Annotated in this window: 1 protein-coding gene (only partly in view); it reads left to right on the plus strand. The window is 75.6% G+C overall.

Going from position 1 to position 17,391, the window contains the following annotated elements; all coding sequences use genetic code 11:
• A protein-coding gene (locus ACFO0B_RS21430; protein ID WP_378614306.1) for a WXG100-like domain-containing protein crosses the window boundary here: on the plus strand, positions 1–17,391 show its 5' portion. 14,085 nt of this gene lie beyond the right edge of the window; 17,391 of the gene's 31,476 nt are visible here — the first part of the coding sequence; its start codon is at positions 1–3; its stop codon lies beyond the right edge, outside the window.

Below are 17,391 nucleotides of genomic sequence, written 5' to 3' on the forward strand. Positions count from 1 at the left end.
ATGGCTGACCTACCTGGCTGGCTCCAGCCGCTGGAGTGGCTCGTCGGGGTGGACTACCCCGACGGCGACCCGGACGGCATGTGGGGGCTGGCCGGTGATTGGCGCAGCGCGGCGAACGAACTGCGCGACATTCTGGGCGACATCGATGCCGCCAAGACCGCGTCCATTCGCGCGTACCCGTCGGGCGATGGCATCGAGCAGATGATCGTGGCCTTCGACAGCCTGCGTTCCGGGCCGCAGTCGGTGGAGGCGCTGGCGACCGCGTTCGAGCAGATCGGCGAGATGGCCGACTCGGTCGGCACCGAGATCGAGTACGCGCAGCTGATGTTCTACTCGTCGCTGGCGCTGCTTGCCGCGGAGATCGCGGCTGCCTGGATCTTCCCGCCCACCGCGCCCGCGGTGCAGGCCGCCGCCGTCGGCTTCACCCGGATCGCGCTGCGGATCGTGGCGCAGAACTTGATGAATCGGATCATCTCGCTGGTCGCGCGGTTCGTCGGGCGGCGGGTCGCCACCTTCCTGGTGCGGCACATCGCGATCGACACCTTCATCGGCACCGTGCAGGAGATCGGTGTCCAGGGGTATCAGGTGGGAGCCGGGCACCGCGACGACATCAACTGGGAGCAGGTCGGGATCACCGCGATCAGCTCCGCCGCCGGTGCTGCCGCCGGTGAGTTCGGCGGCAACCTGGTGTCCCGGGCGCTGCCGACCAGGGGGAACGGTGATGCCGTCCTCGCGCCCTGGCAGAGCGGGGGTCTGGTCGGCGCGGGCGCCGGATTCACCGGCGCGGTGGGCGGTTACGGCGCGAGCCTCGCGGTGCCGTACCTGGTGACCGGGTTCACCGAGGGGTGGGAGGCGGCGAATCAGGAGCTCTCGCAGTCGCTCAGCCAGTTCGATCCGCGCACCATCACCGGTGGGGTGGGGAGTGGGGCGCTCACCGGGATGAGCCGGGGGGCGGCGGACGCCTGGTGGCGGGGGAATCATCCGAATCTGTATCCGACTCCGCCGGCGCCGATTCCGCGGGTGGGGGACGCGGGGTTCGGGGGTGAGGGGGGTTCGGGGAACGGTGCCGGTGGGCAGGACGGGGCTGGTTCGCAGAACGGGGCTGGTTCGCAGAACGGGGCTGGTTCGCAGGACGATGCTGATTCGCAGAACGGGGCTGGTTCGCAGGACGGTGCCGGTTCGCAAAACGGGGCTGGTTCGCAGGACGGTGCCGGTGGACAGGACGGGGTCGGGTCGCAGGACGGCACCGGTGGTCGAGATGGTGCCGGGGTGCAGAACGGGCCTGGTTCACCGAAGGACGCCGGAGCGCAGAACGGTGCAGGTTCGCAGAACGGGGTCGGTTCGCAGGACGGTGCCGGTGTACAGGACGGGGCCGGGTCGCAGGACGGCACCAGTGGTCGAGATGGCGCCGGCGCGCGGGACGGCGCGGGGGATCAGCCGCGCGGTGACGACTCCGGGGACAACCGTGCGGGGTTGCCGGGCGAGTCGGACCGCTCCGGTGGCGAGACCGGTTCGCGCGGGGACGGCTCCGACGCTCCGGGCACCAGCCCCGCCGGGGCCGAACCGCGCGCCGACGCGCCCGCCGATCCGGGCGCGCAGGACGCGTCGCGAGCCGGCGATGCAGGGAACTCACAGCGCCCCGACCAGCCCGTAGTCGCGGGCAGCGACCCCGGGCGCGGTGGCGGCACCGACGGTGATGGCGCCGACGCGGGTCGGGGCGCCGACTCCGGGACGTCCTCGTCGAACGGTCCATCCGCGGCGGACACGGCGAGCAGACCGCTCGACACCGGCCCGTCCGTGGATTCCGGCACGCAAACCACGAGCGGTAACAGTGGAACCGCCGCGCCCGGAGTCGCCCCGGGCAGCGCCACCCCAGGCGCTGCGGCTACCGGCGCGAGCGCTGCGGGGCCCGGCGCGAACGCCGCAGGCTCCGGCGCGAGCGCTCCCGCTGCGTCCGGGACACAGAGCGGCCCCTCCGCCTCGTCCAGCACCGGACCGGGCACCCAGGGCAGCAGCCCGGCCAACCCCCAGGGTGCGAGCTCCGAGCCGCGGAGCAACCCCGCCCCGCAGCAGAGCCCGCGCACCACCGAAGGCCCGCGGGTTACAGGCGCCGAGCCGCGACCTGCCGACGCGAGGCCGGGCAGCCCCGCCGCCCGCGCCGACGGCACCGCGCCGCACCGCCCCGTCGAGAGCCGCGCCGGCCTCGCCGATGCTCCCCGGACCGGCACCGGCAGCGACAGTCCCGTCCAGACGCAGCGCGGCGGTGCCGAAGCGCCGCGCACCGACACCGAGCCGGGGCGGCAGACACAGCCCCGCAGCGAAGGCGGCGCTCCGTCGCGGAGCACCGAAACGGCAGCGCCGCGCAGCGATTCGAGCGCTGCGCGGGCGGGCGATGGCTCCGGTCCGCGCACGGGGGATGGTGCGGGCACGCGGACAGGTGACGGCGCCGGGACCCGCAGCGGCGATGGCGCGCCGACCCGGGTTGGGGACGGGACCCCTGCTCGCACTGGGGATGGCGCGCCGACCCGGGTTGGGGACGGGACCCCTGCTCGCACTGGGGACGGCACTCCGACCCGGACCGGGGATGGTGCACCCACCCGGACCGGCGACACCACACCGATCCGGTCGACCGACACCACCGCCCCGCGCAGCAGCGACGGATTTCCGCCGCGTTCGGCGGACGGCGCTCCCCATCGCACGGGCGACGGCGGCCCGCCACGTCCGGCGGACGGCGCCGCGCCCCGGACCGGCGACAGCGCCACTCCGGTCCGCAACGACGGGGACGGCGTGCGCCCGCGCGCGGACCTCCCCGACTCCGGGAAACCCCGTCCGCACAACACATCCGACGGCCCCACGCCCCGGCATCCGAACGAAGCCGCGCGCGACCGCGGCACCGACCCGGCCGACGCCCCCGCTCCCCGCAGGGACGCGAACACCGCCGACCCGCGCCCGCCGCGCCGCGCGACGGACCCGGATTACGACGGCGTGGTCGCCATCGTCCCGGTGGCCGACGGCCCCACGGCCCGCCCGCGGAACGGGGACGTCCCGCGCCGCACCGACGGCGACCCGGCGACGCCCCCCGACTCGATCACCCCGCGCCCGGACGAGCCCGCGGCCCCCGACGCGCCCAGAAACCGCGGCGAATGCGTTCCGCTCGCGCTCCGCGAGATCCAGGAGGGCACCGGCAGCAGGCTGATCCGCGCGCCGGAGCAGCCGGTCGGCCCGGCTGGCATGTCCGCCGCCGAGGTCGCCGCCGCCGCGGGCGCTCCCCTGCGCGGCGTCCCGCCCGCCGACGGCGACCGGCCCCCGCACCAGAACCTCGCCGACGAACTGCTCCGCCTCGGCGAAGGCGCCCGCGCCCTTGTCGTCGACGTCTACACCGGCCCGGTGGACGAACACGGCGTCGGCGCGCACGCCTACGTCATGACCGTCCGCGCCCGCCCGGACGGCGAGCTGTACCTCGAGGTGTCCGACCCGTCGCAGCGCACCCGCGGCGAGTACCCGCACACCCTGACCCGCGATCTGGCCGAGATCACCGCCGTCGTCTACGACCGCGACGGCGTTCCGATCCGCCCGGAGGGCGACGGCTGGGCCGTCCGCACCGATCCGGCCGAGGTGTTCGCCGAGACCGGCAGGCGCATCGGCACCTCGCTCGACGACCTCCCCGACCAGGTGCGCGCCCTGCTCGAGGAGACGGAGGTGGGCCGGGAGGCGCTGGCGCTGCTCGACGAGCACCGGGTCCGGGAGGGATACCACCCGCACCATCCGGGCGCGAGCGGGCTGTACGACAGCGGGAACCTGACCGTGCGCGTCTTCACCGCGGGCCAGAACCACCTCGAGCAGGCGCTCACCCTGATCCACGAGGCGGTGCACGCCGAGTACGACATCACGGGCATCGGATCGAACACCGAGGCCCCGCGGGCGACCCTCGACCGCGACGCCTACGTCGCCGCGATGGTGCGCGAGGAGGCGGCTGCCTTCGGCCGTCAGTACGAATTCGCCCGTCAGCTGCGCGAACTCGGCCTCGACCTCCCGGAGCACCGGCTGGAGGGCATCTACCACCGGGCCTACGACACAGCGCTCGACGCCGCGCGCACCGAGGACCCGGCCGGCACCGGGGCCGACCACCGAGACCGGGCCAGGAGCGCGGCCGTCGACGCGCTGGCGCCGCACCTCGGCCCCGCGACGTGGGGCGGCGGCTTCGTCTACAGCGAGTACTACGGCGCGGCCTGGGACCGGATACACGGGCAACCGCCGTCGAACTACGAGACCATCGACGGGGCCACCGGCGATCGGCTCCGCGAGCTGTCACTGCAGCTCAGAGCGGCCGGAGCCACCGCGGGCGAGCAGCACCGCCGGATCGAGCGGCTGGCCGCATCGCTCGGCCTCGATGCCGACGAGGCGCCGTCCCGGCTGCGGGACCAGGTAGCCGACGAATTGCAACAGGTGCGGGACGATCTCGCCGCGCTCAGCGCCCGGCTCGGCCTCGATGTCGAGGGGCTGGCCACCGAGACGCTCGCCGAGGGCGACGCGCTGCGCCGGGTCGAACTGCTGCGCCGCGAATTCGACGCACTGGCCCTGGCCGACGCCGTCGACCGCAACAGCAATGCGCTGAACGCCATCGACCGGGCATGGCAGGACGCCACCGACCTTGCGACGCGGCACATCGTCGATCAACACCTCGGCGATCGGGCCGGTGCGGGCCGCCCGATCGGCGAGCGGGCGGTGCTCGTCCCCGGCGATCCGGCGGAGATCGTGCTGCTGGGGCGCGCGCCCACCGATCGCATCGCGGCCGAGTTGCGGCAGGATCCCGAGATCGCGGCGATCCTGGACGACGCAGGCACCACGGTCACCAGGATCGTGGTCGATGTCACCCGCGACGGCAGCGTCATAGTCCAGCGGCTCGGGGCGGGTGATGATCCGCGGCCGGAGGCGTCCGACCGGCGTTCGCCGTACGCCCACGCCTTCGATCGGCAGGCGAACCGCGTCGACGCGTACACCGACCAGCACGTCGGGCGGGTCAGGGAGCTGCTCGGGCAGACCGAGGTCGGCCGCTGGGTGAACGAGGTGTTCGACACCGCGGGGGTCACCGTCCGGTACGAACCCGGGGCCGAGACCCGCTACCTGCCCGCGCAGCGCGTGGCCGTACTCGATCCGGGGCTGACCCGGCTGGAGCAGGCGCGCGAGCTGGCGCACACGGTGCTGCACGCCGAGAATTCGCTGCACGCGGAGTCCGCGGGCACCACCCGGCAGCGTCTCGGCCTGCCGCGCGGCGAGTACGTCGAGGCCATGGTGCGCGAGGAGGCCCGCGCGCGGGCCGTCGAGATCGAACTGCGCAAGCAACTCAGGGAGCTCGGGTTCGACTCGCCGGTGGATCGGCTGGAGCGGATCTACGATACGGCCTACCGCAGCGGCGTCGCCGCCGCGCTCCGTGCCGATCCGGGGAACAGCGACCGGCACTGGGAACTCGGCGTCGCCGACGGTACCGACGCGCTGGCGCGGCTGCTCCGACGCGGGCCAGCACCGGAGGGCGTCGACTACCGCGCGCTGTACGGGACTGTCTGGGATCGCGCGCACGGCGCCACCGACCCCACCTCGACGGTGCGGGAGCCCGCACAGCCGCGGGTGCTGAACTCCGCGGCGGAGGCGCCTGCGACGCCGCGGATGGACGGCACCCCGGATGACCCCGGCCCGGACCGCCGCTGGCCCCGGCCCGAGCTCGAACCCGCCGCCCCGCCCGCCGCCGACGACCGCGGCGGCAATCCACCGCCGGGCGGGCCGCCCACCCCGCCCACCCCGTCGGATCCGCCGCCGGGCAGCCCGGACGATGCGAGCGACGGGAACGATCCGCGCCGTGACATCCAGCGGTTCCTCGACGATCTGGCGGCGGCGCAGAACGGCGCCGAGAGCCTGACGACGCCCGCGGAGCGGGAGTACCTGCTGCGGCTGGGGGAGGCGCTCGGCCTCGGGGACGCGCTGGCGCGGCTGCCGGATCCGCGGACCGCGCTCATCGAGCTGGCGGAGCTGGCGCGGGCGCGGGGGTTGCTGGAGCCGGGGATGCTCGGGCCGCAGCGGCCGGACGAGCCGGTGCGGCCGCTGCGGTACCCGGACGACTTCGGGCCGCTGGACGTGGACCAGGTCTACGGCAGCGAGGAGTTCTGGCGGTTCGAGGGCGAGACCGGTGCGCCGGTGCCGCCGCCGGATTCGGCGGTGCCGGGGCGTTCGGAGGGGTTGTTCGACGACGGGACGATCCGGCCGGAGCCGATCGGGGAGACGCGGGATCGGCTCGCGGCCCGGCTCGGGGTCGATCCCGCCGACCTGGATCCTGCGAACCTGGCCCGGCTCGAGGCCCAGGAGCAGTATCGGAACCTGTTGCGCGCCGCCGCCGTCGAGGCGCTCGCCGACGCCGTGCACCGGCACGCGCAGGCGACCGATCCGGAGCATCGGGCGCAGATCGCGCGGATCAGGGACGAGTGGGCGCGGCTGCTCGGGGTGCCGCCGACCGAGGTGCTTCCCGCCGCGCAGAGCGACACCATCGCGCGGCTGCGCGGCGACCTGCCCGACCGGGCGCAGCGGGTCACCGACCTGACGGACGCGGTGCTGGCGGCACGGGAATCCGCGGACCCGGTGCCGCTCGACCGCGCCGACACAGCGCCGATGGACCGGGATGCCACCGTCCCCCTCGACCGTTCGGAAGCCCCGGCCCAGCCGAACGCCGTCCCCCCGGCCACTACCCCCGCGGCCCGGCCGGACGGCGCACCGGAGACGCGCCGCTACACGCTGAACGTCGACGACCAGCGCGTCCCGGTGCGCCTGGTGGACGACGGTGCGGGCGGCTGGCGGGTGGAATCCCCGGAGCGGCTCCGGCCGGACGGCCCGGACCGCACGCCCGCGACCAGGGCGGAGGGCGGCGACCGCAAGAGGCCCGGCCTGTTCCGCCGCCTCTGGCAGCGGCTCACCGCCGGCTTCCCGGCGTTCACGCCGAAGTACCCCTCCGGCTCCGGCGTGGACGGTGCGGGCCAGTCGCTGCTGGCCAACCAGGCCGGCCTGCCGAACACCAGCACCCACGTGCCCCCGCCCGATCCGATCACCGGCGCGCCGGGCACTCCGGTCGAGGTGGTGCAGGCCGACTTCAGCCCGGCCCGGATCGCCAAGGAGGGCGTGCTCTTCTGGCAGCGCAGGGAGCTGATCCCGTTCCTGCGCCGCTTCACCTCGCGCATCCCGGACCAGGCAGGCGATCATGTGCCGCTGCGCAACCCGGACGGCAGCGAGTACCGGCCGTGGATCGATGAGGCCGACCCCGCGCTGCTCGCCGAGGTCGAGGAGCAGCTGCGCCGCTCGGGCCGGGAGGACCTGCTCGATCCGGACCGGGCCGATCCGGACGGGATGCCGCCCGAGCTTCCCCCCGCAGGCACCGTCCCGGCCGAGCCGGAGGGCGCCATCGACCCCACCGAGGCGGATGCGGCGTGGGCCCGCGAGGTCGCCGAGGCGCTGCGCGAGCGCGCGGCGCTGGCCGATGCGGTGCGGGAGCTGGCCGAACGGCTCGGGATCCCGCTCACCGACGCGAGCCAGGAGGGGCTGCGCCGCGCACTGGACGAGGCCGAGTACCGGAACCTGCGCCGCGCCGCCGCGATCGAGGGGCTGCTCGCCGCCGCCCAGCGCTACCTCGCCGAGGACGCCTGGGTGCCGTTCAGCGACCGGATCGACTACACCGACCTGGATCCGATGACCCGGTTCCTCGGCGAGGTCGCCAGAGCCAACGGGGTGAACGCCGCGCTGCTGCGCTGGGACCCGGTCAACAACGGGGGCGAACCCGGCAGGACCTTCGACGATTTCGGCCCCGACCGGCCGGACGACCGCGGCCTGCCCGCCTTCTTCGAGCACGCGCTGCGCCGCGGCCAGCTGCTGGAGGAGCTGGCCAACTGGGCGCACATCCTCGAGGTCGGCCCGGACGAGCTGCTGCGCCGCGACGGCGACCGGGAACAGCGGTTGCTCGACCTGGTGGAGCGGCTCCGCGCCGAGATCGCGGCGCGCACCGACGATCTCGCCGACCTGACCGCCCGGGTGGACGAGCTGCTCCGCGCCGACACCGGCGACCGGGTGCTGCTGCTCGACGGCGACCCGCAGCGGCTGGTGATCGTCGACGCCGAGCTGAACCACGACCGGGTACTCGCCGACCTGCTCCGCGCGAACCCGGAGCTGGCCGACCGGGTGAATCGCGGCGAGGTGGTACCCGACTACCGCGTCGTGCGGCTGGACCGCGACGGGGTGCCGAACGTCTACGAGGTGGGGCGCCCCGAGGTCAGGCACTTCGGCGGTGACATCGACGGCCGCAGGCTGGATGTCACGCTCGTCAGGGACGACGACGGCACCTGGCGCCCGGTGCCCGACCCGGCGCCCGAAATCCGGCCGCCCGCGACGGAGCCCGCGGGCCCGCCGCGCGATGCGGACACGGTGCGGGCCGACTTCGACGAGCTGGCCCGGCGGCTCGGCGTGCCGGAGCCGGAGCGGCTGAGCCCGCGCGAACTGGACGAGGCCACCGCCGCGCTGCGCCGGGAACTGGAGCTGCGCGCGGCCCGGCTGGAGACGCTGGCCGACCTCGCCCGCGCGAACGACACCGTCGAGCGGTGGCACCGGCTGAACACGCTCCGCCACCAGCTGGCCGACCGGCTCGGGCTGACACCGGACGAGCCCACCCTGGCGAAGGTCGCGGAGCGGCTTGCGGATCCCGCTACCCCGCGAGCGCTGCGTGATCAGCAGGTCAAGGACCTGGTCAACTACTTCAAGGAGCTGCGCGGGCTCGACTCGGCGACGGTGCTGCGGGCCGCCGACCGGCTGGCCGCCGAGCTCGGGGTGCCGCGCGAGCAGCTCTACCCGGAGAAGTTCGGACCGGACCCGGATTTCCGGCCGCGCAACCCCGACGGCATCGAGCCCGAGTTCCTGCGCCGGCTGATCGAGATCCGGGGCGCCGACCCCGAAGCGCTGCGGACGCTGACCGATTCGCTCGCCGCGTACCTGCGGTCGCTCGACGCGGCGCAGCGTTCCGACGCCGCCGACCGGCTGCGCGAGCGCCTCGGCGAACGGCTGCGGCTGGCTCCGGGCGAGCGCACCCCCGAGCGGATCGCCGAGGCCATCGCCGACCCGGGGACCAGGGAGAACCGCAGGCTGCGGCAGGTGAGGGCGCTCGTCGACTACGCGGACGCGGTGCGCGCGACCGACCCGGACGTGGCGGTCGCGGCGCGCGACGAGCTGGCTCGGGCCAACGGCCGGGAACCGCGCCACCTGGCACCGGCCGAAGAGCCCGAGAAGATCTACCAGCCGGACAGGAAGGGGATCGATCCGAAGGCGCTCGCCCGGGTGATCCGGGATCTGGTGTACCGGACCGGAGAGCGGGACGGGCTGCTCGGCGCGCTCACCGAGTTCCTGCGGACGCTGGACTCGGTCGATCCGTTCACCGAGGGGCTGCGGCGGCAGCAGGATCGCGAGCCGCGGGGCGACCTGCCGGTGTACGACCGCGCGGCGCTGGAGTTCCTGCGCGAGATCCTGGCCGGGCCGGTGCCGGAGGGCACCCCGCCCGACACCGCGAACCCGATCGACCGCACCGCCGACCGCGACTGGGCGCGGCTGCTCGGCATCGACCTGACCGACGCCACCCCGGAGCAGACAGCCCGGGTCTACGAGATCTTCCGCGACGGCCGGATCGAGAGCCACGAGCGGCCGACCGCGGAGCAGCTCGCGCGGTTGCACGAGGAGCTCAGGGCGGAGATCCGGGCCAGGGCCGCCGAGATCGCGCGGCTCGCGGAGCTCGCCGGGGAGTACCGGCGGGCAGGGGATGCCGATACGGTGCCGCTGCGGCCCGGTCCGGACGGGGACACCGTCCCGATCGATCGCGGACCCGATGCGCCGACGGTGCGGATCGACCGGGGGCCGGATGGCGACGCGGCACCGGCCGGCCGCGGGCCGGACGACCCGACGACGCCCGATCGCGGCGCCGACGGCGCCACCGTCCCGATCGACCGGGAGGGCGATGCCACGACGGCGCCGGTCGACCGGGAGGGCGATGCCACGACGGCGCCGATCGACCGCGACGGCGATGCTACGACGGCGCCGATAGACCGGGATACCGCCCCGGGGCCCCTGGACCGCACCGCGGACGACACCGACCCGGGCGACGGCCGCACCCCGGGCGAGCGCCTGGTCGAGCGGGTGCGCCGCGACCTGGCGGCGCTCGCCGCCACCTGGGACGCCGACCGGGCCGAAGCCGCCGCCGCGCACCGCCGCCTGCTCGACGACTTCGAGGAGGCCAGGCGGCAGCTGCTCGACGACTTCGACGCGCTGGAGCAGGACGTCCGCGACGCCGATGGCCCCGCCTTCGCCGAGCGCCGCGCGCTGCTCGACCGCATCGAACAGCTCCTGCGGGACCTGGCCCCGCACCCATCCCGCTACGACGAGGCGGTCCAGCGTGAACTCGCCCGCTTCGACGAGACCGCCGCCCGCACCGAGGACGCGGCCGAGGCCAGGCACCGCGAAGCCATGGAGCGCCTGGACCGGATCGCCGCCGAACTCACCGACCCCACCGCCCCCGACCGCGCCGACCCGGAGACCGCCGCCCGCCTGGACGAGGTGGTGCGCCGTCAACTCGAGGCTCTGGACGACGCCTTCGCCCGCAACGAGGAAGCGGCCGCCGCGGAGCATCGCAGGCTCATGCACCGCCTGGACCAGGTGCTGCGCGGCATGGAGTCCGGCGACACCGACCCGATCGCCGAAACCCTGCGCCGCGAGCTGGACCGGATGAACGCGGCCTTCGACCGCGCCGACGCGGCGGCCGACGCCGCGCACCGCGCGACCATGCGCCGGCTCGAACAGCTCCTCGCCGACCTGCGCGGCTCCGGCGAAGAGCTGCGCGACGGCGAGATCCGCAGGCAGCTCGACGACTTCGACGACACCACCCGAGCCTGGCGCGAGGAGACCGCCGCCGACCACCGGCGGCTGCTCGAGGAGTTCGACCGCACCAGCGAGCGCATCCTCGGCCGCTTCGACGACCTGCTCGACGGCGCCCGCGGCGCGCTGGAGCCGACCGGGCACGGGCGCGGCGAACCCGGTTCCGTCGACGACGGCACCCGGATGCCCGAGCAGCAGGGCACACCGCACCCGGACGAGCCGCCGGTGCGCCCGGCCGACCGCGGGCGCTGCGCCGAACTCGCCCTCGAGCTGATCCGCCGGATCACCGGCAGCCCGGTGATCCGCGGCTTCGGCCGCGAGGTGGACGCGGCAGGCGTCACTCCGGAGGAGCTGAGCGCGGCCGCAGGCAGCCCGCTGCACGACTTCGACGGCCACGACGACGTCGCCGACGCGCTGCTCCGGCTCGGCGACGGCGCCGCCGCGCTGGTGGTGGATGCCTACGTCGGGCCGGTCGACGAGCACGGCGTCGGCGCGCACGCGTACGTGATCGCGAACGAGAACGGCCGCCTGGTGGTTCGAGATCCGGCGACCGGCCGGGTGACGCCGTTCCCGCCGGAGGTGCCGCGCGGGGTGCGGCGCACGGTCGGCGTGCTCTACGACGCGCAGGGCGTCCCGGTGCGGCCGCAGGACCTCCCCGGCCGGTCCGGCTCCGCGCTCCCGCGCACCGACCGCAGCTCCGAATTCGGGTGGTTCGACGCCCCCGGCGTCGCCGACGGCCCGACGCCGCCGGTCCGCCCGGACGCCGAGTCCCGCCCGGCCGCCGACGCGGAGCGGCCGATCCGCGACGACGGGCAGACCGCCCCCGTGCGCCCGGACGACCAGGGCGCCACCGATCGGGCACCAGGCGCCGCCGAGCGACTGCCCCGGATCGGCGCCCTGCACGACGACATCCCGGACCAGGTCCGAGACCTGTTGCGGCGCACGGCGGTCGGCCGCCAGATGCTGACCGCGCTGGAGCGCGCCGCGGTGGCCGAGAACTACATCGATCGGTTCGACGACGACGGCACCGCAGGCGACTTCCGCTCCTCGCACACCGTGGCCCGGATCGCCACCGACGGCCACCCCCTGGTCGACCAGGCGCGCACGCTGGTGCACGAGGGCGTGCACGCCGAGTGGTCGATGAACGGGCGCACGGCGAGCATCGCCGACCAGATCGCGCTCGGCCGCGACGGCTACATCGACGCCATGGTGCGCGAGGAGGCCAGCGCCTTCGCCCGCGAGTACGAATTCGCCAGGGAACTGCGCGATCTCGGCATCCCGGTGGGTGCGGACCCGCTCGAGCAGGTGTACTGGCAGGCCTTCGACGCCGAGCGGGCCGCGCTTCGGGCGCAGACCCCGATGCCCTTGATCCGCGAGATCTGGGCGGCCGCCCGCGAGGCGGGCGTCGATGCCATCCGGCACGAGATCGGCACCCGCGAATCGGCCTCCGGCGGCACCTACCGCCAGCACTACGACGCGGCATACACCCGGATGGCGCCGCAGCGCAGCGCGGATGTGCACCCGTGGACCCAGCCCGAGCAGGCCGCGGAGCTGCACCGCGACCGGGTGGTGGCGCGCCGCGAGGCCAGGGCGGCGCTCGACGAACTGCGGCAGTTGCGCTCCGATCTGGGGCTGCCGGAGACCGTGCGCGATGCCCGCACGCTCGCCGAGCGGTTGCCCGCACTCGAGGCAGAAGCGGCCCGCGACCGAGCCGCGCTCGCGGAGCGGCTCGGCGTAGATCCGAGCGAGGTCGGCGCCGGCCGCCCCGCCGACGCCGAGCTGCGCGCCGGGCAGGAGCAGCTGCTGCGCCGCGAGCACGATCTGCGCCGGATCGCCGACGCGGCCGACCGGTACGCCGAGCAGCGGCTGGCGCACGACCGCGCCGAGATCGCCATCGATGCCGCTGCCGCGCGGGAAGCGCTGAGCCGGGAACTGGCCGGGCAGCCGGACGCCCGGTTGGTCACCGACCGGGTCGCGCTGGTGCCGGGGGAGCCGCCGCTGGTGCTCGTCGCCGATCAACGCAACGATCACACGACACCGCTCGCCGACGCGGCCCGCGTCGACGCGGAACTCGCCGCGGCGCTGCGCGACCCGGCCACCGAGCTGCGGTTCCTCAAGACAGCGGTCGGCGATGCCGGGGATCACGTGCGGGTTCGCGAGCTGCCGCGCGAGCGGATGCTGCCCGACCTGGTGCAGCGCGCGCTGCGCGAGCCGCCCGCGCCGGAGCCTGCCCCGGCCCCGGTGCCGGACCGGGCGGCTACCGCCGCGGCCGAGCGCACCGCGCGGCTGCTCGCCCTGCTGAACCGCACCGAGTCCGGCCGCTGGGCCGCGGAGCTGTTGCGGCGCAACGGGATCGACCCGGCCTACCGGGCGGGGGAGCAGAGCAGGCTGGCGCCGCTGCGCAGGGAGGTGCTGCTCGATCCGAGCCGCTCCGATCCGGAGCTCGCGGTGGCGCTGGTGCACGCCGCGACCCACCTGGACGGGGCGGGCGACCGCACGCGGGACCGGCTGCTCGCCGAGCGGGCGCCGTTCGTCGACGCCATGGTGGACGAGGAGGCGCGGGCGCACGCCCGCGAGCTCGACTTCGTGCGCGAGCTGCGCGAACTCGGCCACGAGCTGCCGCCCGACGCACTGGAGCGGGTGTACACCGCCGACGTCGGCCGCGAGCCGGGCGCCGCCCCGAGCCCGGAGCGCGCGCTCGACCGGATGCGCGGTGCGCTGCTCGACTCCGGCGTCTCCCCCCGCGACTACCAGGGGTTGTACGGGCGGCAGTGGGATGCCACGCACGGCACGCCCCGGTCCGGCGGCTCCACCCCGCCGTCCAGCGGCTCCACCCCGCGCCACCCCACCGCCACGGACCCGGACGGGTCGATCCCGCACCGCACCCCCGCCACGAGCCCGGACGGGTCGATCCCGCACCGCACCCCCGCCACGAACCCGGAGGGCTCGACCCCGCCCAGCACCACCGCGGCGAGCCCCGACGGCACCTCCCGCCCGGACCGGGACGCCACCCAGGAGGCATCGAACCCCGCCGACACCACGCACCCCCTGCTGCGCGCAGCCGACCGCGGCCGCTGCGCCGAACTCGCGCTGGGGGTCATCCGGGCGATCACCGGCAGCCCGATCATCCGCGACTTCGAGCGGACGGTCGGCCTGGACGGCGTCAGCGAAGCCGAACTCGCCCGCGCCGCGGGCGCCGAGCCGACCCGCTTCACCGGCCACGACAGCATCGCCGCGCTGCTCCGCGAACTCGGCCCCGGTGCCGCGGCGCTCGTGGTCGACCGGTACGCGGGCGTCGACCGGCACGGCGTCGGCGCGCACGCCTACGTGCTGCACAACGACGGCGGCGCCATCATGGTCCGCGACCTCGGCGCCGGCCTGGAGCACCCGCACCCGCCCGGCACCGCAGGCGTGGTCGACACGCGTGCCGTGGTCTACGACCGCGACGGAATCCCGGTCCGGCACGGCAGCGATACCCCCGCACCGGCCGCAGGCCCGGTCCGCATCGGCACCGTCTACGACGACGCGGGCGACCAGGTCCGCCAGCTGCTGGCGAGCACCCCCACCGGCCGCGAGATCCTGGCGGCGCTCGCCGACGGCCCCGCTCGCCTCGGCTTCGACGACGGCACCGCCGCCGACGGCCGCCTCGGCGAATTCCGCCGCGCCGCACTGGAGGCCGTCGCCTACACGCGGGGCGCCGACCACATCCAGCAGGCGCTCACCCTGGCCCACGAGTCGGTGCATGCCGAGCGCTACGTCTCCGGCGAGACCGCGCACACCCGGCCGCAGGTGCGCGGCCTGAGCCGCAGCGACTTCGTCCGGGCCATGGTCGGCGAGGAGGCACTGGCGCACGCCCGTCGCTTCGACCTCGCCCGCGAGCTGCGGGAACTCGGCTACCAGATCGCCGAGCACCCGCTGGAGGCGTGGTACCACGACGCGCGCCAGCACGTGCTGACCTCGTTCGAGCGGCACGGCCCCGAGCTCCCGGTGACCGAACAGGCGCGGATCGCGCGGGAGATCGCCGCCGAGATCCTGCGCCCGGCCGTGGCGGATCTGTCGCTGGAGGCCCGGCAGAGCTATCGCGAGTACTACGGCGAGATCTGGCGGCAGGCCAGGTACGCGCCGCCGATCGGCCGCGACGTGGTGCTGCACATCCCGGGGGCCGAGGTGGCCGAACAGCTCCGGGCCGAGGCACTGCGCCGCGACGACGCCGGGGTGCGGGCCGAGCGCGCGGTGCGCGAGTTCGCCGACCTGGCCGGGCGGCACGACATCGACCCCGCCGCGCCGGTCGACCGGCTGCGCGCCGACCTGGCGGAGCGGCTGCGTACCGCCGAGGCGGAGAGCGCCGACCGGGCGAACCCGGACCGTGCCGCCGCCCTGCGCCGCGCCCACGACCTGCGCACCCTGCGGGATCTGCTGACCGCGCGCGAGACCCTCGACGGCGAATTCGACCGGCGGGCAGCCGCCGCCGACGCCACCGCCGCCCGGGATGTGCTGCGCGAGCTGCTGGCCGGACATCCGGCCGCCGAGCGGATCGCCGACGCCGCGGTGCTGCTACCGGGCGCGCCGGACCGGGTGCTGATCATCGGCGACACCGCGACCGCACTGCGGCAGGCGGGTCCGGATTCCGAGCTGGCCAGGCAGCTGGCCCGGCCGGATGTGGTGCGGGAGAACGCCGACGTCCGGGTGGACGAGGCGGGCGAGGTCCGGGTGCGCTACCACACCGATGCGTCGGAACCGCAGACGCGGATTCCGGAACCGGTCAGCTCGGAACCAGTTGTACCGCAGTCGGAATCGGCGCTCGCGGCGGCCCGCGAGCAGGTCGCGGAGCTGCGCCGCACGCTGGCCGAGACCGAGGTCGGCCGCTGGGCGGACGGGGTGCTGGCCAGGCACGACGTCGAGATCCGGTTCGCCGACGACGGTGTCGAGCGGTACGCCCCGGCCCGCAACCGACTGCTGCTCGATCCGGGCGCGAGCGCACCCGATCAACTGTTCGCGCTGGTCCGCGGCGCCATCCACGCCGAACTCGCGCAGGCGGCAGGCCCGGAGGCCGCGCACGAGCGGATGCGGCTGCCGCGCGCCGAGTACGTGGCACTGATGCTGGATCGGGAGGCACGGGCCGAGGCCATGGCGGTGCAGGCGGCGCTGCAGCTGCGCGCGGCCGGGCACGACGTGCCGATCGGCGCGCTGGAGCGCCGCTACACCGAGGCGTTCGACGCGGCCGGGCGCGCCGCCGACCCCGAGCTGCCCGCCGCCGAGCGCGACCGGGTCGCCAACCAGGCCGGGCTGGACGCGATCCGGCCGGAGATCGGCGAGCAGCGGGCCGGGCCGGACGGCCCGATCCTCGCCGAGACCTACGCCCGGGTCTGGGACCGGGCGCACGGGGTGCAGTCGTTCGCGGATGTGGTCCGAGCGGCGCTCGACTCGGGCGAGGTGCGCCGCGAACTGCTCGCCCCCGCCGAGCCGAGCGGCCCGCGCAGGCAGGAGCGGGTCACCTACGCGGACGGCACCGTGCTGCTCGAGGAGACGACGGGGACGGTCGCGCAGGCCGACGCGCACGAGCTGGCGGCTGCGCTGGCCGCCGCGGTCGGCGCGGACGTGCCGCGGGCCGAGCGGATCGCGCCGACCGTCGTGCGGCTGGAGACGCTGCCCGGCGAACCGGCGGCCACCCGGCTGCCCAGCTTCATCGACCCGCACCAGCTCGGCTACTCGGACAGCCCGAGCGGCCGCGCACTCGGGCTGTTCGACGCCCTCGCCGCGGTGCCGGACCGGACGCCGGAGACCTGGCTCGCGCACTACGGCGAGGCGGTCTCCGGCGTCGGCAACCGGCTGGCCTTCGCCGAGCAGGTGGCCGCGGGCGACCTGAGTCCGTTCGCCGCCGAGCACTTCCAGCGCGGGGGCGACGACGGTCGAATCGAATTCCGGGACCACGAGCTGACCCGCGGCGAGGTCGCCGAGATCGCGCGCCGGGTGGCGGCGCTGCGACCCGAGTTCGAGCGGCTTGGCAGGCAGGACTGGTTCGACGGGGTGCAGCGCAGGCTGGATGAGCTCGCCGCGCACGCCGCAGCCGATCCCGAGCCGGTCCGCGCGGACACCGGGCCCGAACAGCGCGGCGACTACTACGTCAACCGGTACGGCGGCGACCCGGCGCACGGCGTCAGCGCGGCCGTGACTGCCGATGGCGTGCTGCACCTCGAGATCCGGGTCGGTCCGGCGACGCCGGACGGGCGCACCATGTTCACCGAGGTCATGCGGGCCATCGGGGACCGGGTGGTCGCGGTCGAGAGCCTCTGGACGGACGGCGGGCTGCTCTCCGACAATCTGGAGGCATTCAACGCGGGCATGCAGGATCTCGGGCTGACCGGGGAGGAGGCGGCGCGGGGTACCTTCTCCGGGCGGCTCGCGGCCGAGTTCGGCTTCACCGAGGTGGTGTTCCCGGACGGCGGGCTG

Origin of the sequence: Nocardia jiangsuensis (genome assembly GCF_042650385.1) — a bacterium.
Taxonomy (GTDB): Bacteria; Actinomycetota; Actinomycetes; order Mycobacteriales; family Mycobacteriaceae; genus Nocardia; species Nocardia jiangsuensis.